The 22,896-nt window shown below is 49.5% G+C and carries 17 protein-coding genes; 3 read left to right on the top strand and 14 right to left on the bottom strand.

All coding sequences use genetic code 11. The features are described from left to right. The first annotated feature begins 96 nt into the window (after positions 1-96). Complete coding sequence (locus tag QGP82_RS14555; RefSeq protein WP_163668564.1) at positions 97-1,215, top strand: DICT sensory domain-containing protein; 1,119 nt, start codon at positions 97-99, stop codon at positions 1,213-1,215. An 82-nt stretch (positions 1,216-1,297) separates the two neighbouring features. Here QGP82_RS14555 and QGP82_RS14550 read toward each other — a convergent pair whose 3' ends face one another. The 7 genes from QGP82_RS14550 to QGP82_RS14520 all read right to left on the bottom strand — a co-directional run bounded on the left by QGP82_RS14550 (position 1,298) and on the right by QGP82_RS14520 (position 10,590). Then, positions 1,298-1,711 (bottom strand): carboxymuconolactone decarboxylase family protein, encoded by a 414-nt coding sequence (locus QGP82_RS14550; RefSeq protein WP_163668562.1) that lies wholly within the window; start codon positions 1,709-1,711, stop codon positions 1,298-1,300. Further along, a complete protein-coding gene (locus QGP82_RS14545) occupies positions 1,708-2,118 on the bottom strand; it encodes a MerR family transcriptional regulator (protein ID WP_163668560.1) in 411 nt (136 codons plus the stop codon). The genes QGP82_RS14550 and QGP82_RS14545 overlap by 4 nt, the downstream gene beginning before the upstream one ends. Before the next feature lie 532 nt (positions 2,119-2,650). After that, positions 2,651-3,871, bottom strand: a complete 1,221-nt coding sequence (locus QGP82_RS14540; RefSeq protein ID WP_163668558.1) for a PQQ-dependent sugar dehydrogenase — start codon at positions 3,869-3,871, stop codon at positions 2,651-2,653. A gap of 59 nt (positions 3,872-3,930) precedes the next feature. Then, positions 3,931-7,119, bottom strand: a complete 3,189-nt coding sequence (locus QGP82_RS14535; protein ID WP_163702679.1) for an efflux RND transporter permease subunit — start codon at positions 7,117-7,119, stop codon at positions 3,931-3,933. A 93-nt stretch (positions 7,120-7,212) separates the two neighbouring features. Continuing rightward, entirely contained in the window at positions 7,213-7,884 is a 672-nt protein-coding gene (locus tag QGP82_RS14530; RefSeq protein WP_163668554.1) for a GUN4 domain-containing protein, read from the bottom strand. Positions 7,885-7,938: 54 nt separating this feature from the next. Then, positions 7,939-9,240 carry an efflux RND transporter periplasmic adaptor subunit gene (locus QGP82_RS14525; RefSeq protein WP_499059864.1) on the bottom strand — a complete coding sequence of 434 codons (1,302 nt, stop codon included), beginning with the start codon at positions 9,238-9,240 and terminating at the stop codon, positions 7,939-7,941. A gap of 489 nt (positions 9,241-9,729) precedes the next feature. Beyond that, positions 9,730-10,590 (bottom strand): AraC family transcriptional regulator, encoded by an 861-nt coding sequence (locus tag QGP82_RS14520; protein WP_499059863.1) that lies wholly within the window; start codon positions 10,588-10,590, stop codon positions 9,730-9,732. Positions 10,591-10,753: 163 nt separating this feature from the next. Between QGP82_RS14520 and QGP82_RS14515 the strand changes: the two genes are divergently transcribed. Both QGP82_RS14515 and QGP82_RS14510 read left to right on the top strand, forming a co-directional pair. Continuing rightward, positions 10,754-12,721, top strand: coding sequence for an ATP-binding protein (locus tag QGP82_RS14515; protein WP_499059860.1), 1,968 nt, complete (start codon positions 10,754-10,756; stop codon positions 12,719-12,721). Between the two features lie 57 nt (positions 12,722-12,778). Then, the gene (locus QGP82_RS14510; RefSeq protein ID WP_499059858.1) at positions 12,779-13,423 is read left to right on the top strand and encodes a response regulator transcription factor; all 645 of its coding nucleotides are present in this window, start codon (positions 12,779-12,781) and stop codon (positions 13,421-13,423) included. Between the two features lie 261 nt (positions 13,424-13,684). Here the strand turns inward: QGP82_RS14510 and QGP82_RS14505 are convergent, their stop codons facing one another. The 7 genes from QGP82_RS14505 to QGP82_RS14475 all read right to left on the bottom strand — a co-directional run bounded on the left by QGP82_RS14505 (position 13,685) and on the right by QGP82_RS14475 (position 22,752). Continuing rightward, positions 13,685-16,450, bottom strand: coding sequence for a protein kinase domain-containing protein (locus tag QGP82_RS14505; protein WP_499059857.1), 2,766 nt, complete (start codon positions 16,448-16,450; stop codon positions 13,685-13,687). A gap of 87 nt (positions 16,451-16,537) precedes the next feature. Next, positions 16,538-17,488, bottom strand: a complete 951-nt coding sequence (gene fcl / locus QGP82_RS14500; protein ID WP_499059855.1) for a GDP-L-fucose synthase — start codon at positions 17,486-17,488, stop codon at positions 16,538-16,540. A 433-nt stretch (positions 17,489-17,921) separates the two neighbouring features. Further along, positions 17,922-19,307 (bottom strand): adenosylhomocysteinase, encoded by a 1,386-nt coding sequence (gene ahcY, locus QGP82_RS14495; RefSeq protein WP_499059853.1) that lies wholly within the window; start codon positions 19,305-19,307, stop codon positions 17,922-17,924. Positions 19,308-19,723: 416 nt separating this feature from the next. Beyond that, positions 19,724-20,878 (bottom strand): methionine adenosyltransferase, encoded by a 1,155-nt coding sequence (gene metK, locus QGP82_RS14490; protein WP_163702688.1) that lies wholly within the window; start codon positions 20,876-20,878, stop codon positions 19,724-19,726. A 121-nt stretch (positions 20,879-20,999) separates the two neighbouring features. Further along, a complete protein-coding gene (locus tag QGP82_RS14485) occupies positions 21,000-21,776 on the bottom strand; it encodes a Uma2 family endonuclease (RefSeq protein ID WP_499059851.1) in 777 nt (258 codons plus the stop codon). A gap of 169 nt (positions 21,777-21,945) precedes the next feature. After that, on the bottom strand, positions 21,946-22,035 hold the full coding sequence (locus tag QGP82_RS14480; RefSeq protein WP_163671782.1) for an element excision factor XisI family protein: 90 nt from the start codon (positions 22,033-22,035) through the stop codon (positions 21,946-21,948). 129 nt (positions 22,036-22,164) lie between these two features. Continuing rightward, the gene (locus tag QGP82_RS14475; protein ID WP_499059849.1) at positions 22,165-22,752 is read right to left on the bottom strand and encodes a YdcF family protein; all 588 of its coding nucleotides are present in this window, start codon (positions 22,750-22,752) and stop codon (positions 22,165-22,167) included. Positions 22,753-22,896 lie beyond the last annotated feature (144 nt).

The following is a 22,896-nucleotide window of genomic DNA, read 5'->3' as shown; positions in this document are numbered from 1 at the left end:
TAAAATTTGAACTATTGCCAGGTACTCAATGGCACTGGGGGCATCTATGTTGTTGTTTAGGTTTGTCTACTAGTAGGTTCAGCCTGCGTATTTTTGATGGATATATCCCTCTTTCGCTCACTTGCAGGGCAATACGACACCCTGCGCTTTACGCGCTCGGTTGAAATGATGAACGTGATCAGTCAGCAGATTGAAGATCAGATTCTTCAGCATCAATTGGCGGTTGATTTTTACGCAGGTTTCCAGCGCTTTTCAAATTTTCCCGAACAAATGCGCCGTTATAGCCGGTTAGGCTCAGTTTGTCGACGGGTCTATGTGTTCGGTGTGCCAGATTGTCAGCCACCTTCAATCCAAGGGGTAGAATTTATTGAGCTGAGTCCTACGTCAGCTCTGGCACAGGAATGGTTTTTGTTTGTTGACACGTCTGAGTTTTGGGCGACCTTAGTGGCTCAAGAAACTGAAAACCAGCCTGGTACCAGTGGGCGTCAATACGATGCGCTATGGTCCTATGACGAAGCTGTGGTAGATCGCATTGCCTTGCTCATGTCCCAGGTAATGGAATCCATGTATCGCCCCGTGAAGGAACGCCTCTACAGTCAGCAGTATATGCACATTGCTGAGATCAACAGTCGCATGCTGGAGTTGATTGAGCAAACTGACAAGGTGAGCCAGCGACGCTGGCAACAGCTTCGTACTGTGCACAATATTGCAGAAATGTCATCTAACAGCCCATCAAAACTGTTGCAGAATACGGCTATTATTTTGCAATCTGTCTTTGGGGCAGCTGGCGTAGCCATTTCGTTCAAACTTGATAACGATTACTACACCGTTCCGGTGCTTGTGGGTGAGGCCAATGGTAAGGGTCGCAAAATTTCCTTGGCTAAGGGTATCAGCGGACAGGTCATGTGCCAGGGACGTCTGGTGCAGATTCGAGATACTAATCAACGAACGGACGTAGACGTGGTGATGCCCACAGCCCAATCATTAATTGCGGCACCGCTCGTCTGTCGTAAAATTTCAGGGGCAATTTCCATTGGTGCACCTGAATCAAATCATTGGAATGATGAGGATGCTAAAACGCTGATGGCCATTGCCAAGGTTGTTGCGTTGCAATTTGAGCAGCTATTAGTTAAAAAAAATCAGCCTAATAGTACAAAAAACTCCAACTCAGCTCCTGTCCATGGGGTGCCGCACCGCATAGACATGGCTATTTAACGATTGACGCTGCTCATATCGGGATAACGTTTGGTGCCGGGAATGGGAACAATGGCATCGCCGTTTTCGAGTTTTCATGGGTTTATTCTCCAGTTAGGTGGATATTGCGCTCTGCAAAGACCTGCTTAACGGCGGTAATGCCATTGAGAGCAGCGGGGAATCCTGCATATACGGCCATCTGCATCACAACTTCAACAATCTCTTGGGCGGTACAGCCGACATTCAGGGCGGCGTGAATGTGAACTTTGAGCTGCGGTTGGGCATTCCCTAACGTTGTGAGGGCGGCGAGGGTGGCAATTTCTCGGGATTTTAGATCTAAACCCGGACGGGTATAGATATCGCCAAAGGGAAATTCGATGACGTAGCGGGCTAGATCGGGGGCGATGGATTGCAGACTATCGATTACTTTTTCTCCGGCTTCGCCGTCAATGGTTTTGAGCATTTGCCAGCCTTGCTGGTAACGGTCAGAGGGTGCAGACTGGGCAACGGAATTCATAATGTTCTCTGGGGTGATGTTTGCACAGGTGTTTCGGACAGTTTGGTTTCAATCTCTTTATAGTGTTGAATTTTCCAGTCGATTACGGTGAGGTTTTCTTGTAGCTCCTGTAGTTGTTGCACAACGGTTTGGCGATGGGCTTCTAGCAAGGCGCGCCGTTCTTGTACGGCGTCAGGATGTTGGCGTAGCAGTGTGGCATATTGCTGAATTTGACGAATGGGCATGCCGGTCATGCGCAGTTTGGTGAGAAACTGAATCCAGCGGATATCCTGCGCTGAGTAACGACGGTGACCGTTGCTGGCCCGATGGATGGGGGCAATTAGGTCACAGCGTTCGTAGTAGCGCAGGGTGTGGGTGCTCAGGCCGGTGGCTTGGGCGACTTGTTGGATGGTGAGTGCCTGGTCCATAAGCCTAGGTTAGGAGTTAGAGTGGGCTCTAAGTCAAGGGGGTATTTTGGGGGTATTGGTAGAGGGTTAGAGGGGGGGCTCAGGGCTTTCCTCCTTTCCGGAAATTTCTAAGCTAGTCTACCTAGGCCTACTGGGGTTTACCCTCCTAATGTGGGGGCCTAAACTCCCTTGTTCGAAGCCACATCAGCTACACCACTTAAGCAAGCTGGGGTTTCCCCCGACAGGGTGATCGCTTAGCGCAAACATTCTGGTGAAGGTTGGGTTACGGCGAGGTCCGGGTAAAAGGTATCTCTGTTGTACGAGATCTTCTTTGGTGTCAAGAATCTTTAGGTTCTCAGGTTGTTTCCAACATCTCTAACACCAAATGTGAATCATTCCCCTTCGTTTAAAGGAGATATCTCGTAGGGGCTGTGCCTTGTGCCAGCCCCCGCATCAAAGGCTAATCACTAACGGCTACACCAGAACACCATCACTCAAAACTCAAAACTTACATACGCCCCAATAACCAATCACTCCCCCTTTCTTTAGCCGCCTACCCTGGCTCTAACCGAATAAGCCGCCCGTTGGGTTCATCGGTCAAAATATAAATCAGCCCGTCCGGCCCCTGGCGCACATCCCGCACACGCTGGCCAATGGGGATAGGTGTTTCACTGATAACCATGTCAAGATCGTCCAGGGCAATGTGTCGCACATCTTGCGAAACCAGACCGCCGGCGAATAGGTCACCTTGCCAATCAGGGAAGCGATCGCCCTGGTAAATGAGTAGACCAGACGGTGCGATCGCAGGTGTCCAAACCACCAGAGGATCGATCATGCCCGGTCGCGATCGCTCCGATGAAATTTCGCCACCGGTATACTCACGACTGTGGGTCACCACTGGCCAACCATAGTTCTCCCCTGGGTCCACCCGATTCAGCTCGTCGCCACCCCGTGAGCCATGCTCTGTGGCCCAAGCCTGACCAGTGATGGGGTCTACCATCAGTCCTTGAATATTTCGATGGCCATAGCTCCAAACAGCGGGATCAGCGTCTGGCGTATTGGCAAAGGGATTATCCTCTGGCACGGACCCATCGTCGTTAAGGCGAAGAACTTTACCCAAATGACTATCCAGCTTTTGCGCCTGATGCCGAATCAGCTCACCCTCTAGCTGTAGCGGTGGATTACCGCCATCGCCAATGGAAATCAGCATTGTATTATCCGGCAACCAGCTAATGCGCGAGCCAAAATGCTGGCTACCCTGTTTGGTCCGATTCACCTCAAAGATGACGGTCCAATCAGAGAGGGTATCACCATCAAATTGTGCTCGGGCTACACGGGTCTGATTTGCCCCCGAAGAACCAGCGGCATAGGTAAAATAGACCCACTGATTTTCAGCGAACTGAGGATGCACTGACACATCCATTAAACCGCCCTGGCCAGCGGCAAATACATCAGGCACACCCGATACGGGGGTGGGATCCAGAAAACCACCTGCCTTAATGAGCCGCACCCGTCCTGGACGTTCGGTCACCATCAGGGTGCCATCCGGTAGCCAAGCCATTCCCCAGGGATGCTCTAAGGGTTCTACCAGAATGGTTTGTTGTAGGCTCTCTGCCTGGACCTGGCTGGAAGGATCTGAGTTATTAGACAATGCAGCCTCTGCCGGAGCATCAGGTGAGGTCGCTGACTGCTCTGGATTAGACGTCGCACAGCTCAACACCATGGCCCCAGCCATGACAGCTCCAACGATGGAACTTAATCTATATCGGAGCATTGCCATCTCTCCTGTTTGTAATTACCTCAACGATAGACAAACATCTGCCGATTGTGTGTTTATTTGCGAGCCGCAAGTGCCATCTCAGGTGTCGCTTCTGTAGAAACCTCTGGTGGCATCGGTGATAGGTCACGACAGTTATCCTTAAACCGGCAAAAGAAACTGACAATGACGATATAGAGCACTGGCACAACAAACAGGCTCAACACTGTGGAGACGATCATGCCACCAAAAACAGCAGTGCCTAGAGATTGACGACTAGCGGATCCGGCTCCTGTGGCAATGACTAGAGGAAAAATCCCCAACAGGGTGGAAATGGCAGTCATGATAATGGGTCGCAACCGTTGCTGAGCAGCTTCTACAGCTGCACGTACAATGGACAAACCTTCATCTCTTAGCTGATTAGCAAATTCCACAATCAGAATTGCGTTTTTACTGGCTAAACCAATTAGCATTACCAGACCCACCTGGCAATAGACATCGTTTGGCAATCCCCGCATAGAAATCGCCAGCAGTGCACCCAACATGGCCAGTGGTACCGCCAACAAAATAATCACTGGGTCAATAAAGTTCTCATATTGGGCCGCCAGCACCAAGAAAACAAAAATAATGCCCAAACCAAAGATAATCGGAGCCTGGCCACCGGATTCTAGTTCTTCTAAAGAGATACCGGACCATTCAAACCCCATGGATGTGGGCAGGATTTCACTGGCGATGCGTTCCATAGCTGCGATCGCTTGTCCAGAACTGTAGCCTGCTGCTGGCGAACCATTGATTTCAATAGAACGAAACAGATTGTAATGATTGATGGTTTGGGGTCCCGTAGTGGGTGAAATAGTCACCAAAGTATCCAGAGGGATCATCTCCCCAGTCTCAGACCTCACATAGAGATTGCCAATATCGCTAGGATTCGAACGAAACTGGGCATCGGCCTGCATGTAAACCCGATAAGTCCGGCCAAAGGCATTGAAATCGTTAACATAGCGCGACCCCAAAAAGCCCTGTAACGTATTGAGAATCTCATCAATATTCACCTGCATCGCTTTTGCCAAACTGCGGTCAATATCCACATCTAACTGCGGTGCATTGGCCGTGTAGGTAGTAAAAACATTCTGCAATTCTGGAGCTGCATTGGCTGCTGCCACAAGTTCATCCTTAGCCTGCATAAATGTTTGCAGATCGTTATTGCCCTGGTCCTGTAGCTGAAAGACAAAACCGCTAATGCTGCCTAATCCCTGAATAGTCGGGGGATTAAAGGCAATCACATTGGCTTCCTTAATCTGACCAAACTGTGGCCACACCTGACCCAGTACAGCCTGAGCCGATTGCCCTTCCCTCGGGCGCTCACCCCAGGGAATCAGGGGAGAAAAAATCACACCGTTGTTGGGAATATTACCGCTAAAACCAAACCCGCCTAAGGAGAAGGTACCCTCCACTTCAGGAATACCAAGATACGTTTGATCTACCTGTTCAATGATGTCACTGGTGTAGTCTACCGAAGAGCCTTCGGGTCCCTGCACCAGGCTAATTAAATAACCCTGGTCTTCCTCTGGCAAAAACGCTGTCGGTACTGAGGTATAAAGCCAGGCTGCCACACCCAGGGCGGCAACAAACAAAATCAGCACTGTTGTTTTTAGGCGAGTGAGGCGTCCCAAACTCACTTGATAGCCACGACGCATAGCATCAATACCGCTATTTACCCAACCAAAAAATCGCCCCAGCCAACCACCAGGCTGTTGCCCTGAACGAATTAACAGCGCCGATAGGGCAGGGGTCAAACTCAGAGCATTAAACGTGGAAATAGTAACAGCAAAAGCAATGGTTAGAGCAAATTGGCGATAAAGCTGTCCTGTCGTCCCCGGAAAAAAGGCCACTGGAATAAATACAGCTAACAGCACTAGCGAGGTGGCAATCACCGCCCCTGTCAGCTCACGCATGGCTTCAATCGCAGCCAGGTGGGGCCGCATACCCTTATCCTGGATTTTGCCAGCAATGTCTTCTACTACAACGATGGCATCGTCCACCACCATCCCTGTCGCCAGAATTAAACCAAACAGGGTGAGACTGTTGATGGAGAAATTAAACACTTTAATAAAGGCAAAGGTGCCGATTAAGGCCACCGGAATCACCACCGCAGGAACAATGGTGGCGCGCCAGTTTTGAAGAAACAAAAACAGTACCAGCACCACCAAAATAATTGCCTGAAGCAGGGTACTGACGACCTCTTTTCTAGATTCCACTACAAATAACGAAGGGTCGTAGGGGACTGCATAGCTCAACCCTGGTGGAAAGTCTTCTGCCAGATCAGCCATGGTGGCTTTAACCGCATTGGCAGCTTCTAGAGCATTGGTGCCGGGTGTTTGTACAATCTGATAGCCAATCGCCCCCTGCTGTCGATAGCGGGCAAACGTGTTGTAGCTTTCTGCCCCTAGCTCGGCTCGACCAATATCGCGAAAATAGACTAGATTGCCATCATCTTCAGTTTTGATGACCAAGTTTTCAAACTCGCTCACCTCTTCTAAACGACCCTGGGTGCGCAGGGTTAGCTGATAGCTGAGGCCATCTTCCGTCGGCGGTTGACCAATACTGCCTGCCCCCACCTGCAGGTTTTGTTCTTGAATAACATCCACCACATCTTCGGTGGTAATATCACGAGCCGCCATCCTAGCTGGGTCAAGCCACAGTCGCATAGCATAGCGCCGTTCACCAAACGGCTGTATCTGAGCCACACCTGGAATTCGTCGTAGGGCATCTAGCACGTAGAGATCAGCGTAGTTACTAATAAAGTTGTCGTCGTAAAGACCTTCCTCTTCGCTGTAGATGGCCATCCCCACTACCACGCTGCTGGATTGTTTACGCACCGTAACCCCGGTCCGCTGTACTTCCTGAGGTAGCTGGGGGGTGACAATGGAAACCCGATTGAGAACGTCGACAGCTGCAATATCGAGGTCGTAGCCCTGACGAAATGTGATGGTAATTGAACTCGTGCCATCATCACTGCTGGTGGAGTTCATATAGCGCATACCGCTAACGCCGTTAATCTCACGCTCCAGTGTGGTGGTTACGGTTTCTTCCACCACTTCGGAGCTGGCACCAATGTAGTTAGCGCTGACAACCACCTGCACCGGACTAATGTCAGGATACTGTTCCACAGGCAGCGTCGGAATCACGATGGCCCCCACCATAAAAATGATGATAGAGAGCACCATGGTGAGCACAGGGCGGCGAATAAAAGTTTCGACAAACATGGGGCGATCAGGGGAGGGGGGAAGAGGGGGAGAAGGGGGAAAATCTTGTAGGGGCTGTGCCTTGTGCCTGCCCCACTATGCCGAAATTTTCTTCTACATATCGCAGGTAATTAAACGATTGAGAAAGTAATTTGTCATCCGAGACCCGTAGGGAGAATTCCACCAGCGAGATGGATGGCACCCCTTAGGTGCGTTGAGAGAAAAATCCAATTCATCACATTTGCGCCAGCGATTCCCGGTAGGAGTTTGTTCACTAACGCCTTCACGCCAGCCCAAAGCAGCACCCCATCGCTGGGTAAGCTGCAGGTCTTCACCAATGGTGCTTTCCAGGCTACCGCCTAACTCCTGGTAAATTTGCAGCTGCACACTAAAGCCAAAGTGTCCCTCGCTGTAGGTGGACCATAGACGGTCAATTACTTGCAGCTCACCACAGGAGAAGCTACGAATTTCGCGGGGGCTGAGGTCTTCTAAGTCGGAGACACCAGCGATATCGGCAATCAGCCGAACAGTTTCTTTGTCAGCAGCAAACCATTCCTGATTGGATAGCTGTTCGTGCAGGGTTTCGTATCGGTAGAGATCGCCCACCACCATTAAGCGACGTTCGATCTGGCGCACCTGTTGGGGTAGCTGGGATAGCTGACTGATTTCTTCACGCAGCGCTGAGATCTCACCCATCATTTTCTGAATGGCGAGGAGTTCTGGACTGGGTGAGCTGTCAACGGGGGTGGTTTGGGAGGGATCCTGTTGGGAGTTGGGGGAGGTCATGGGGAGTGGGGGAGAGTTTTGAATTGTGAACGGGGGCTTCAGGCTAAGTGCCTATTAGTTGGCTGAGGTGGAGTTGTCCGCAGTGACGGGTGCGCCGTCGGATAGGCGTAAAATGCCGGCGGTGATAATGGTTTCTCCTGTGTCTACACCGCTGATGATGTGATAGCGATTGTTATCTATGGTGCCAAGCTGGACCGGGCGTTGAACGGCAACAAATTCGCTATCACCTTCTGTGGCCGACTCCATCACGAATACAAAGCTTTGGCCACCGACACGGGAGATGGCGGTGGTGGGCACCATAACGCCGGGAGATTCGTCCCAGATAACATTGGCGCGAACAAACTGTTCATCCCGCAGTTGTCCATCGGGGTTAGGGAAACTTGCCTTAGCTAGGATGGACTGGGCTCCTGCTTCCACCCGCTCGGCGACAAAGCTGATGCGCCCTGTTACTAAGGGGTCTAAACCTTCCTGGGTACGAAGTTCTACGGGTAAACCTGCTCGCAGTTCGTTGCTACGTTCTACCGGAATCGAGAGACGCAGATCCATAGTTTGATTGCTGGTCAGGGTTGTGATCATCTGTCCGATGTTGACGTAGTCACCGACTTTGACGGGTAAGTCACCAACAACTCCATTGATGGGGGCGACAACCTGATAGTCGGATAGGTCTTCAGTGGCAACAGCAGCATTGGATTCTGCTCGACTTAAAGAGGCACGGGCTTCTGCCAGGTTGGCACGGGCAGTTTGAATACGACGCTCGGCTGCTGCTAGGGCTGCGATCGCAACATCCCGATTTCGCGCCACCTGGTCCAACGACTGCTGCGCCAGAGCTCCCGCATCTACTAAAGATTGTGTACGCTGATATTCAGTGTCCTGCAACGCCCGTTCAGCGATAGCACTATCCCGATCCGCTTCTGCCTCTAAAATTTCTGCCTGGGCTGCACTGCGTGAGGCGCGAGCCACTTCAATGTCAGCAATAGCTCCACTGACAACCGCTGCGGGACGGTCTGGGCTGAGCTGCAAAATCGGCGTCCCCGCTGACACCCGATCACCTGCCACCACCAGTATTTGAGTAATACGGCCCTCGACTTCAGGCCGCAGCATTACCCGTTCCTGAGCTTCCAGCGCGCCAACAAATTCTGAGAATTCTTTTACGGGGGCAGAGCGCGCTGTTTCGGTTTCAACAGTGGTGGATTGGGCTGCGATCGCGCCAGGTACTACATCCTGCTGAAATCGGCTCCATAAAAACCATCCACCCGCCAGTCCTAGAAATCCTACTAATAACCAGAGCCATCCTTGATGGCGGTTACGGCCAAGACCAGACGATGCGGTTGGTGTAATCGCAGATTGTGTTTCCATGACTGTCTTTGCTCTGAAAGGGTGGATAAAATTGCAATAATTTTGTTGTGAATGCAAAAAACACTTTCTTCGACAATTTTCGACAATTAGACAATTAAAGGATCTTAAACAACCTAAAGTAACGTTAGCAGATCTGAAGCAACTGTGGAGGAATCCCTCAATACATAGGTTACGTCCCTGACTGTAACCAGTAAGTGTGCAGTGTTACCAAGTTTTTATTACAAGAAAAGAAATATAAATTTGGCTAGATTTTTGACTATCACTCAAAACTGAGTCAGGTCATTTTCCATCTAAGTCATTACCAACTCAAGGTACTAAGCGTTCTCGATCATGTATAGAAGATTCTTCCATAATTGCAATAAATGATGCGAGTGGTTGAGCCAAGAGCTTGGCATCGTGCTCAAACAGAAAGGCTTAGCTCTGACCCACACAATATCGAAGAATATCAAACCCTAACATCGAAGTCTTGAACATTCTTGCGGTTTTTGATCATTTTTGTCGCAAATAGCGGCCTGGCGTCACCTGCAAAAATCGCTTGAACTGCCGTGTCAGGTGACTTTGATCGGAAAAACCAGCATCTTCGGCCACTTGCCTGAGTGACAAGCCTTGGTGTAGCAACTGTTTCGCGCGGTTAACCCGAGCCTGGATCTGATATTGATGTGGGGCCATACCCACCTCTTGCTGAAAGATATGGTGCAGGTGGTAAGGACTGAGCCCAACCAGCTGGGCCAGTTGATCAAGCGATACATTTTCAGTTAGATGGGCCATCAGATAGTCCTGCACTTGCTGAACACGGTGGCGATCTCGCTTAGGTGTCTGGGGTACAACGCGTTGTTCTGCATGCCGTTGGATCAGCTGATTGAGACATATCGATAGTAGGGTCGTGCGTTCAAGGGTGCTGGTCTGTTGTTGAAAGGTGCCAAAAAACTGCAAAAATTGGGTGGCTAAGGTGCGATCGTAAATGACTGGGTTATCAAAAAAAGGTAAGCCAGTAGAAGACCCTGATAAGGCCGTAAAAACCTCAGACAACCGATCAGGATGAATGTAAAGCATCCAATAGGTACGATATTGTTCGAGCCAGGTCCGTTTACGAGTGGTGGCATGTACCTCCCCCGAATGCAGGAGACTAAAGTGCCCCATCGGTACCGGATGTCCCCCGCCTCGATAGAAGTACCCTCCGTTGGTATCCTGACTAAACCCCAGTTGATACTCTGGATGACAATGTTTGGGAATTGGGCCAGCGGGTCCGGGCACCAAGTGATACCATTCCAGCAAAACTCCCTCAAGCTGCCATGTTTTAATGGTGTGTTTCGCATTGGTAAGATTGGTTTCAAAATGGTTTTGATGCATACATAAATTTTCGAGAAGGGCGTGTATATCATTCATCAAACCTAGCGTTGGGGAAATGTTCTAGACAGGAGTACCATGTTTTTACCTTTGCAGAATCGGGCAATCTGATGGCAAGCCAATGCTTGGCCAACTATTGTGATCTGAACAAAACCAGTCTGTGGGTATGCAACATCTTTTAATTATCGAAGACGACCAGGGAAAGCGTGCCGTCAATTTATATGCTGATTCTGGATCCATTGGTCGCGATGTCAGCAACTCAATTGTTCTCCATTCTAAAGAAGTCTCGCGTCAGCATGCCATTTTATTACGGGTGCCCCATCCTGGTGAAGATGACTACGGGTTTCAGATTATTGATGGCAATTTACAGGGAAAACCTAGCACTAACGGTTTGTTTATCAATGGCCGACGCTGCGATTCTCGTAATCTGCGCCACGGTGATGAAATTGTATTTGGGGCCAATGTGAAGGTGCGGTACCACACGGCTGCTGATAGTGAGGATGTGCAGTGGCTGCTCTCAGGCAGTGATGAAGCAGAAAAGTATATGGCCACACTCATTGCCGCCCCTGTGGATTCATCGCTCATGGCTGAATCAGATCGCCCCCAAGATGCTGTTATTGCTCGCCTGGCGTCGTTTCCTCAACTGTTCTCCCATCCAATTATTGAGCTTGCTCTAACAGGGGAGTTGACGTACCTCAACCCGGCTGCCGTTAGCCAGTTTCCTACCATTAGTTTGGCCAAACTCAGCCATCCGATTTTAGAGGGAGTGATTGATGCCGTTCAGGCCGAGGAAAAACAACAATTTGTCCGCCATATAGCGGTCGGCGATCGGATCTTTGAACAGGCATTTCACTATATTCCCCAGAGCGATCTAATTCGCTGTTATTTAGTTGATATTACTGAGCGTAAACGGGCCGAAGCTGAGCTTCAAGCACTCCACGATGGCTTAGAAGCTCAGGTCAAGGAGCGTACCAGCCAGCTATGGGCAACCGCTGAGCATCTAAAACAAGAACAAAAAGCTCTACAGGCCAGCTATGCCACTAATCGAGCCTTACTCAATGCCATTCCAGATCCCATGTTTCGCATTAGCGACAAGGGTCAGATTGTGAACTTTAGTGAACCCAAACACCATACGTTGCCCTTTTCTCCCAGTGCTTGCTTAAAGCATCATTTAGCTGATGTGCTGCCCCAGCCGGTGGCCGCAGCTATGCAGCAATGCATTACTCGGGCATTAGCAACTGAAGAAATTGAGGTACTGGAGTTTCAGCTAGCCCTTGACAGTGAAAATCGTGATTTCGAGGCACGTATTGTTAACAGCTCCCCGCAAGAAGTCATGGCAATTATTCGTGACATTACGAAGCGAAAACAGATTGAAACAGAAATTCGCCACACCCTGGAGCGAGAACGAGAACTCAATGAGATGAAAACCCGATTTGTGTCGATGACATCCCATGAGTTTCGCACACCTCTGACAACAATTTTGTCATCGGCAGAACTATTGAAATATTATGGTGAACAGTGGGAGATTACCAAGCAACATCAGTATTTACAAAAAATTCAAACAGCTGCCACCCATATGACTGAGCTATTAAATGATGTGCTATTAATCAACAAAGTGGAGGCTGGTCGGATGGAGTTTAATCCGCAGCCGCTGGTGCTTAGTGAGTTTTGTCAGGAAATTATTGAAGAATTGCAAATTACGACGGATCGCCACAGTTTGGTGTTGCGATCGCACCTGCCCAACACATCCCATCACATTGACCGTAAACTCATGCGCCATATTCTGACTAATTTGTTGAGTAATGCCATCAATTACTCCCCTAGCGGTGGTGAAATTCTGGTTACCCTGGAGACCACAGACCATGATCTGACCCTATCGGTGCAAGACCACGGCATTGGTATTCCAGAAGCAGCGCGTCCGACACTCTTTGAATCATTTGTCCGGGGGCCTAACGTTGGCACAATTTCAGGGACCGGTCTGGGGTTGGCCATCATCCAAAAATCCGTAGAATTGCACCATGGACAGATCACCTTTGACAGCACCGTTGGTCAAGGCACGACGTTCGTGATTACGCTGCCTGTGATTTCTCTGAGTAACCCAACCACATTCTCGGGCAACCTAATGAATGCCTAGGACCCTGTATTTATCTATCCATCAGTCGAACATATTAGGTCTACCCGAGAAAACGTAATGATTAAAATTTTAGTAATCGAAGACGAAGTAGAAATTCGTTCAAACCTTTTAGAATTACTGACATTAGAAGGCTACAATGTTGTTGGAGCAGACAATGGCATGACCGGTTTACTAGGAGCCTTTGAGCATTTGCCAGATTTAATTATCTGTGATGTCATGATGCCTGAACTTGATGGCTATGACGTGCTACGGGCCCTGCGTCAGGAACCTAAAACCATAGCAACTCCCTTCATTTTTCTGACCGCCCTGGCAAACAAAGGAGATGTGCGTCAGGGGATGGTGCTGGGGGCAGATGATTATTTGACCAAGCCCTTTACCCGTTCAGATGTGTTAACTGCCATTAAAAGTCGTTTGCAAAAGCAGGCTGCTTCACAAGCTCAATTGTTAAAGTTGCAACAAGAGATTCAGCTATTCCGTGAAGGTCTTAGTGGCAATCAGGTAGAATTGCTGACCAATATACGGCAACACATGAAGGAGGCAGCCACCAAATTAGAGATTGTTGTCAATATCCTGAAGGCGTTACCCCCTAGTGAGCAACGAGAGCGTAGCATTGCCCTTGTCCAGAATGTATGTGCTTCCGACATTAAAATATTGTCTCAAATTCCAAATTTTGAATATTTATTAGAGACAACATCAATGTAATGTACATCAACAATGTGTTGATCCCTGTAGTTAAAATATTCAGCTAAACTTAGCTCCAATAATAGCAACAACAACAATAACAATGATTAATGCAGCTATCATCAAAAATGCAGTTGTATACATAGGACATTAAAAGATAAACTGTATCAGATCACACACTTTATCACCATATCAGTATTTTGTTCGATTTTCAGGAAAGGTGGTAAAGTTCACCTTTTTTTGACAGTTCTGAGTTTTGAGTTCCCTTGAGGCCGCAGACAACTAGGTATTCTCTTCTCCAAAAGAGGCAAAATGCTCAAGCAAGAGTCGATGCATAAATATATACCCACCCCCCACTTTTTGGAGAAAAATGCTATCAGCAGCGTAATCCAGGAACTTACGGTAGTTCCAGGGAGTCGTGCCACTCAGTGTCAGAATTATTCGGAGCAGGGTATGTTTGATCAAGGCTTCACCGCCACCCGCAGCAAAGCCAAAAGCCAAACCGGTCGCAGCCCAAAATGAAGCTTTGGTATTGCCAATTAGAACACCAGGTACGTACAGCGTAACCATGGATATCAGGGCAAATAAGGTGGAATTACGGGCTGATTGCCACATACCATCATTGGGACGACTGGTATTGCCGATGCGTTTGCCGCTGAAGCCACGAATCAGGCCAAAGGTAAGCCCCAGGGTGGCCCCAAAAGCCAGACCGATCAAGCTATGGTTGGCGAAACAGGTGCCATTACGAAGGCAAGCGCTATCGCCAAATATAAACCCGAAGCCCACTTTGAGACTCCAGCCAATTAAGGGGCCTAAACTCAGCCCCAGCAATAAGTTATTGCGAGCTTGTCGCCAGGACCAGCGCAATGTCTCAGCAGGGGTGATGCGATAAACACCAAAGATGCGGCTACAAATCAGGCTACCTAAGCCAACGGCCAACAGTAGTCTGTCCCAAGCGAGCACCTGAGCACCCAGGAGAGTGGCGATCGCAAAAAAGCTACACCACAGTCCAGCCACATAACAACGTCTCAGCTTTGGGGCCAGCCAATCGGGTTGAATCCGTTCAATGAGAAGAACAGTTTGGGATGTGAGCACCAATCGCTGTGCCAGAGACGTTAACCAGCCCTGGATTTGGGCCGTGCTGTAGAGAGGGTGCCCAGGGCGATGGGTCAACATCCGCTGAATGTAGGCATCAAACAACTGATGTTGATAATCTCCATGGTGCGGCTTATGGCCCAATCGCAGAATCTCATCAGATGATACCCCCTGATAGGTGAGCACCATAATATTCAAAATCAGTGGCGAACGGGCCAACTCCATTAGAGACGTTGTGGCATCTTGAACAGCGGCATTTTGTTCTAAAAGAGATTTTAAGCCAGTTAACCCCTGCTCAGGACGATTTAGATACGCTAAAATCTGTTTATCGGTGAGGGAGCGCAGGTAAAGAGCGGCCTGAAATTCCAGCTTTTGGGGTAGTTGCTCATAGTCACGAATGCGACAACAAACCACCATTTCAGGACCATAGTCTCGATGGAATTGGTTTAAAGCCTCGATACAGGCGGTGCGACGGTCAGGTGCCACTTCATCCAGGCCATCTAACAGCAATAACAACTGTTGTTGATCTACCCAGCGCCGACCAATGGCCTGAGGTACCTGATATTTGCTGTTGAGTTCTTTAACCAGCCATGGAGCAATTGCGCCACTGCGCCATGACGAGAGATTGAAGATCACCGGTAACCGCTGTTGCTCTTCAGCCCGATCGAGCAACTTGCGGGCCAAACTCAGCAGTGTGGTGGTTTTGCCAGCTCCTGGTTCACCCAAAATTAAGAGAGTGCGACCTTCGCCAATGGCATCAAAAACATGGCTGACCTGGGTACCTGCTGGCAACGGTTGGGGCGACTGGCCAGGAGTAGCGTAGGTAATTTGCCAGGGAAGTGAGATCGCATCGGGTCGTTCTTCTAACCCTAAATTCAACAAAACTTGACCGTGGAGAGAGCGATCCAGAACACCCTCAATCCAGAAACGGCGCACCTTATTGAGTAGAGCCTGACGATTCCGATGGGTTTGTTGGGAGTACGAATTGGCGAGAGCGAAGTTAGACGTGCCCTCCACCGAACGATGAGAAAGCGACGTAGGTTGGGTTGCCCCCAAGAAACCCAACGTGCCTTCACCTAATGCCTCCTTTCCTGGCAAAGGGCTCGTCGGCAACACTGTCGGCCCAGACCCAGACGCTACCTCCGATGTTTCTAGCCCATCAAATAGCGTTTGAAACACCTGTAGCGCTTCCCCCGCAGTCCCATACCGTTCACGATGGTCCAAATGCACCAACCGGTCGATAAACTGGGCCAGCTCCTGGGGGACACTGACCCCCACACGGGCACAGGTGGCAGGGGTGCCAAAGCCCATAGGATGCCGCCCAGATAGCGCCTGGAGCATCACCATCCCCAGGCCGTATAAATCACTGCCAAAGCAAGGATGGGCCGCTTGCTGCTCTGGAGCCATATAGCCCAAAGAACCAATGGCAACGGTCAAGTCTGGGTTGGGTGATGCTTGCAGTGCTTTGACCGCACCAAAGTCAATCAGCACTAGCGGACCTGCAGGTTGATCCGGCTCCTGCCGTCGCAAAATATTGCTAGGTTTAATATCGCGGTGAATGACCCGCTGGCTATGGACGGCAGCCAATACCGTCAGCAGGCCTTGCAGATCCTGGATCACCTGCTCCACTGCCATGGGGCCAAGGGCAAATTCGTCCGCCAGGGACTGCCCTGGAATATATTCTTGTACCAGGTAAAGTTCGCCCGCTTCTTCTATGTGGGCGAGTAATCTTGGTATTTGGGGATGTTCCCCCAGCCGATAAAGGGTTTCAGCCTCCAGGTTAAATAGCCGCTTAGCAACCTCAAGGGCATCCGTGTGGATGGGATTGAGCTGTTTAACCACACAGATAGGATGGCCGGGCAACTGCTCATCGTGGGCCAAGAAGACTGTACCAAAGCCGCCTTGACCCATAGGTTTATCGATGTGATAGCGATGCGCTAGGCGCTGCACCATAGTGATTTGTGGCGTTGCTGAGCCACGATGGTAGTCAATCTGTCAGCGTCTGACAAGTAGATACCATATCAGCTGTAGCGCCCTTGCCTATGCGCCTACGCCCCGTAGGGATTCATAGTGCAGCTGGAACCAGTCGTAGGTTTTGGCAATGCCCTCCTGTAGAGAGGTTTGGGCCTGCCAGCCCAGGTCAGTAAGCTTAGAGGGGTCCATGAGCTTACGGGGCGTGCCATCGGGTTTGCTGCTATCAAAGACAATTTCGCCGCCGTAGCCCACTACATCCTTGATGGTTAGGGCCAGCTCTTTAATGGAAATTTCCTTGCTGCTACCAATGTTGACAAACTCAATGCCCTCATAATTGTCCATCATGAATAACAGGCCATCGGCCAGATCATCCACATAGAGAAATTCCCGTAGGGGGGTACCGCTGCCCCACACATCTGCCGTGGGTTGGTTGGCGAGCTTGGCTTCATGGAACTTGCGCATCAGGGCCGGTAGGACATGGGAGTTGGCCAGGTCAAAATTATCGTTGATGCCATACAGGTTAGTGGGCATGGCGGAGATAAAGTTGACGCCGTACTGACGGCAGTAGTTTTCACACAGCTTGAGACCGGCAATTTTTGCGATCGCATAGGGCTCATTGGTGGGCTCCAGAAAACCCGTGAGCAGAGACTCTTCGCGCATGGGCTGGGGCGCTAGCTTGGGATAAATACAGGAAGAGCCCAGGAATAATAGCTTTTTGACACCCGTTTTATAGGCACTATGGATAACATTGGCCTCAATCATCAGGTTATCGTAGAGAAACGAGGCACGATAGGTGTTATTCGCATGGATACCACCGACCTTCGCCGCCGCCAGAAAGACATAATCTGGTTTAGTCGCTTCAAAAAAAGCTTCAACATCAGCCTGTCGGCAAAGATCCAGCTCCTTACTACTCTTAAGCAATAAATTTGTATAGCCCCGATCTTTGAGAGCACGGACAATAGCACTACCCACAAGGCCATTATGGCCAGCGACGTAAATCTTGGCGTTAGTTTCCATAATGGTTAAGTATGCGAAAAAAAATAAAAGTGTCTAAAGTGTCTATCGTTCTAAGTGTATCCTTAGCAGCTTAAATAACTTTAATCAACGCCAAGGAAACGGCACCCAGTTACTTTATTCACCCTTCACGCTTATGACTAAACTTCAGAACATTTTTATAACCAGACTGGCGTTCTAATGAAAAGAAATTGATTGGAAGATGGGCGTTTTTCACCCGTGCTGAATATACCCCACTCATCTTTCACTATTCACGTATCCCCATAGCGATAATCTGATAAATCTCATTTCCGTTGGTGTTGCTGTTGCCGTGATATCACCACGAACAACAAGAAAGTTAAAAACCCAGTTAGCCTTTAGCATAAAAGGCTAACTGGGTTTGAAGCATGGTCAGATTAAACCAGACCAGATCTCACAACCTGGACCGTATTCAACCTTAGTACTTGTAGCTATCGGTCTTGAAGGGACCTTCTACAGACACATTGATGTAGTCAGCCTGGGTTTGAGTCAGCTGAGTAATCACACCGCCAAAGCCTTCAACCATGTAGCGAGCAACTTCTTCATCCAGGTGCTTAGGTAAGACATCTACCGTAATGGCATTGGCCTTATCTGCATCGGACAGATCAGCAAACTTGCGCTCAAACAAGAACATTTGAGCCAGCACCTGGTTAGCAAAGGAACCATCCATAATGCGAGAGGGGTGGCCAGTGGCATTACCCAGATTCACCAAGCGACCCTCTGCCAACAAGAGCAAAAAGTCTTGGGGGTCATCGCTACGATAAATCTTATGGACCTGGGGCTTTACTTCTTCCCACTGCCAGGTTTTACGCATGTAAGCAGTGTCAATCTCGTTGTCAAAGTGACCGATGTTGCAAACCACTGCGCCGGGCTTTAACGCTGCCAGCATGCTAGCGTCACACACATTGACATTCCCCGTTGCGGTGACCAACAAATCAGTGGCTGCTAGCAAATCTTTGTTGAGGTTAGCGCCTGTGCCATCGTTGACACCATGATGGTAGGGTGAAACAACTTCAAAGCCATCCATGCAGGCCTGCATAGCGCAGATGGGGTCAACTTCCGCCACCTTAACAATCATGCCTTCTTGACGCAGAGAGGCCACTGACCCCTTACCCACATCGCCATAACCAATCACCAGGGCCTTTTTACCAGCCATCAGGTGGTCAGTACCGCGCTTAATCGCATCGTTTAGACTGTGGCGACAGCCATATTTATTGTCGTTTTTAGCTTTAGTGACAGAGTCATTGACGTTGACAGCAGGAATCTTGAGTTCGCCCTTCTCTAACATTTCATAGAGACGGTGAACACCTGTCGTGGTTTCCTCGGTCACACCATGGACGTTGGTGAGCATTTCAGGATAGGTCTCGTGGATGTAACCGGTCAGGTCACCGCCGTCGTCCAAAATCATGTTGGCATTCCACAGCTGACCTTCAGGGGTCCGGCAGGTCTGCTCAATGCACCACATATATTCGTCTTCGGTTTCACCTTTCCACGCGAAGACGGGAACACCCGCTTCAGCAATGGCAGCGGCGGCATGGTCCTGGGTAGAGAAAATATTGCAAGATGACCAGCGCACCTCGGCACCCAATTCAATCAAGGTCTCGATGAGCACGGCTGTTTGAATGGTCATGTGAATACAGCCGATGATCTTAGCGCCTGACAGGGGCTTGCTGTCGCTATATTTTTTGCGAATAGCCATCAGCGCTGGCATTTCGCCTTCTGCGATCGCAATTTCTTTGCGGCCCCAACTGGCCAGACTAATATCAGCTACTTTGTAGTCTCTTGTAAGTGTTTGTGCGCTCATGGGCTTCCTTATGGTGAGTGACAAGTTTATCTGACCAACCTATTCATTATGCCGTTAGAGGATGTTCTAGGCATTCTACTTTCCAAATGCTGGCTTAAAGCAGATATTCTCCTTTTGGAGGGGGCCTGCTTCTTTTGCATCTGATTCTTTTGCAGAAGCTATTTCTATGATTAAGCGACTGTCAAAGTGGCTAACGGTTGTTCAGGCCCCCTTTTATGGAACTATTTGCATGCGCCTAATTAGGCATACTGGGGATTCCCTCAAAATCCGTCTCCCTAGGGGAGACGGATTTTGAATGTAGACGCCAAAGCGGCTTCTCGCAGAGTGGGCTCAACTTTCCGAGTGATCTATTCGGTAACCTTGAGCAGCAAAGGACAGCCTATGCCAGGCTCGCATTTCAGGAAAAGCAAGCTTACCTAAAGTGCGGCTTTTAGCAAATCAGCCTTATCGGTTTTTTCCCAGGTAAAGTCAGGCAGTTCACGGCCAAAGTGGCCATAGGCAGCCGTTGGTCCATAGATCGGTCGACGGAGGTCGAGCATATCGATCAGACCCTGGGGGCGCAGGTCAAAATGCTCGCGAATGAGCATGGCAATTTTGTCATCCTCCAGCTTGCCAGTGCCAAAGGTATTGACTGAAATAGACGTGGGTTCAGCGACACCAATGGCATAGGAAACCTGGATTTCGCACAGTTCTGCCAAACCAGCTGCAACAATATTTTTGGCCACATAGCGACCGGCATAGGCCGCTGAGCGGTCTACCTTAGAGGGATCCTTACCGGAGAATGCGCCTCCACCATGACGGGCCATGCCGCCGTAGGTGTCGACAATAATCTTACGACCGGTGAGGCCACAGTCACCGACAGGGCCACCAATGATGAATTGTCCGGTGGGGTTAATGTGGTACTGCGTTTCAGCATGTAACCATTGATGGGGCAGCACGGGCTTGATGATTTCCTCCATGACGGCTTCACGGATATCGCCCAGGGAAATGTCCGGATCATGCTGGGTAGAAAGAACTACGGCATCAACAGCAACAGGCTTACGGTTTTCGTAGCGCAGGGTGACCTGGCTCTTAGCATCAGGGCGAAGCCAGGGCAGCACCTTATTTTTGCGTAGATAGGCCTGGCGTTCTACTAGCCGGTGGGAGTAGTAAATAGGGGCGGGCATCAGCACATCAGTTTCGCTGGTGGCGTAGCCAAACATTAGACCTTGGTCGCCTGCACCAAGATCTTTGTTTTCGCCTTCGTCGACGCCCATGGCAATATCAGTAGATTGCTTACCAATAGCATTGACAACGGCGCAGGAAGCTCCATCAAAACCTAAGTCTGAACTGTTATAGCCGATGCCGATAATGACATCACGGACGATATCTTCAAGATCAACATAGGTGCTGGTGCGAACTTCACCTGCGATGATGGCCATACCGGTTTTTACCATGGTTTCCACGGCAACACGGGAGTGGATGTCATCTCTTAATAGGGCATCTAAAACGGCATCGGAAATTTGGTCGGCCATTTTATCGGGGTGGCCTTCTGAAACTGATTCTGAAGTGAAGGTGCTATATAAACTCATGGCAAACGCTAATCGCAGATACGAAAACTACCTAGGGCGAGCAATAGGTATAATGGCTTAACTATAGTAGTTGATGTGCATACAATCGTTAATGCCGTATTTGGTGGTCATAAGTCGTAGATCACACAATATCTGGATCAATTCCTTGAGATCGCAACATTTCAGCCAATCGCTCAGCCCGTTGGTGCTCTTGTTCAGCTCGTTGCCGTTCTTGTTCAGCTCGTTGCCGTTCCTGGTCAGCTTCCTGGGTAACTGCCGCTACTTTTTCTACGGCCCAGGGAAGTAACTGTCCATTGGCATCCCACCACCGTAGCCAATAGCCATCTCTTTCTTCTTTTTTGCCGCGCCAGGTTCCTAAAAAGAACCCCATGGCTTCTAACCAATGTTGACCTTCTGGGTTAGGTTGTTCTAGTTCATAGCGTCCATTGGTCAGATGATAAACTTCTAGAAGTCCACCTTCTGGTTCAAAAATCACATAGGTAGGTACCTTTAAAATCTGTTCATAAAAGAACCACTTGCCGGGTGGAAATGTTTGCTTAGATGAATATTCTTTGCCATCTTCATCTGAGAGAAATTCCATCACCACGGTTGGTGCCTCACCGTCTAAATTAGGTGTATAGGCTTTGCGTGTCTGTCCGGGTTGATTAACTCGGGCAACATAGAGCCAGGCGGGGGCTTTGATTACCAGGTTGTCGTTCATCGTGGCACACAGGCCAAAATTAGATGCAATCAGCATCTCTGGTTGAATCCAGCTACTGAGTTCTAGGGGTTCGCGTAATGCCCCTGCAAGCAGTGGTTGACCGGTATTTTCCACAGGTTTTTCGTCCAGATTGAAGTCCTCTGGTAAGGGGTCCCAGGTGATACGCAGCTCTGCTATTTTGATTGAGGCAGCAACCATCACATTTTCCTTAGGAACTACCGCTTCTTATTTTAGGATGACTTACCGGGATGTGGGATGAGTAGATTGACACTACCGCACTTTAATCCAGACGGTTGGTTAATGTTTCCTAACTGACCATGGCACAAGATTTGAGATAGGGTCAGTTTTTAGAGTTAGAAGATAACGGTCAGCCTGTAGCGTAGTCTGACAATTCACGCCTGTAGCTAGGGTGAAAGCCGAGGACAATGCCTTGTTTAGGTACACCTTTGTCGACCAGTTCACGATCTCCATATCAACACCACCCATTTTTAATTCCAGGGGATCTTGAGTAGTTGTTCACCCCATTACCTCATCCACCTATCCACAGTCCCAACCTGGGAGTTTATCTCTATACCAACCTCTCTTCTCACGAAGGCCTAATAGGCGGGTCAGGGTCTAGACTAGAGCCAGTGCGACCGGTGACTAGCCATAGCCAACTGCGGGCGATGTCTCTCACAATTTTATGATGAGACTCGGACGGTATATTGGAGGGAACAGAAATTGGGGTGTAGGCGATGCCGCGACTGCCGAGGACCCAAAAGGCGATGGCTTTGGAGCGGGGCATATGGAAGTCTGAGGTAACTAAATAGATGTGGCGGATGTTGTGGGCTTGGAGTTGGGCTACCAGTGTGGTGAAGTTGGTGACGGTATCGGTGGCGCTATAGTCCAGGTTGACTCGCGTTAGGGCGACGTTTTGGGCTGAGAAAATTTTATGGGCTTGGGTGGGGTCTAAGCCGCTGGATACCCACACTGCTAGTTGTGGGTTTTGGGTGGCTAGTTGGGCGGCGGCGGGCTCTCGGGTATTGCCGCCGCCGAGGACTAAAATGGCTTCGGGGTCAGGGGATTGATGGGCTGAAACGATTAGCCTGGCTTTGATGGCTAGGATGATTAGAAGGCTGGTGGTTATGAGTGCGATCGCGCCATGAAATATCCACTGCTGCCACAACTTAACCATAATTCTGAATACTGCAACAGTAGATTGACACTACTGTACTTTAATCCAGATGGTTTGATACTGTTCGGTTAATAATTTTCCCTACTTCCAGCCATTCAGCACTTCAAGCTTTTCTCTTTAGTTGCACAATCATCATCAAATATT

Source organism: Leptothoe sp. LEGE 181152, assembly GCF_032906605.1.
In the GTDB taxonomy this organism is placed as follows: Bacteria; Cyanobacteriota; Cyanobacteriia; order Phormidesmidales; family Phormidesmidaceae; genus Leptothoe; species Leptothoe turfae.
Note: the sequence above shows the minus strand (reverse complement) of the source record. Positions and strands in the feature narration are given on the sequence as shown.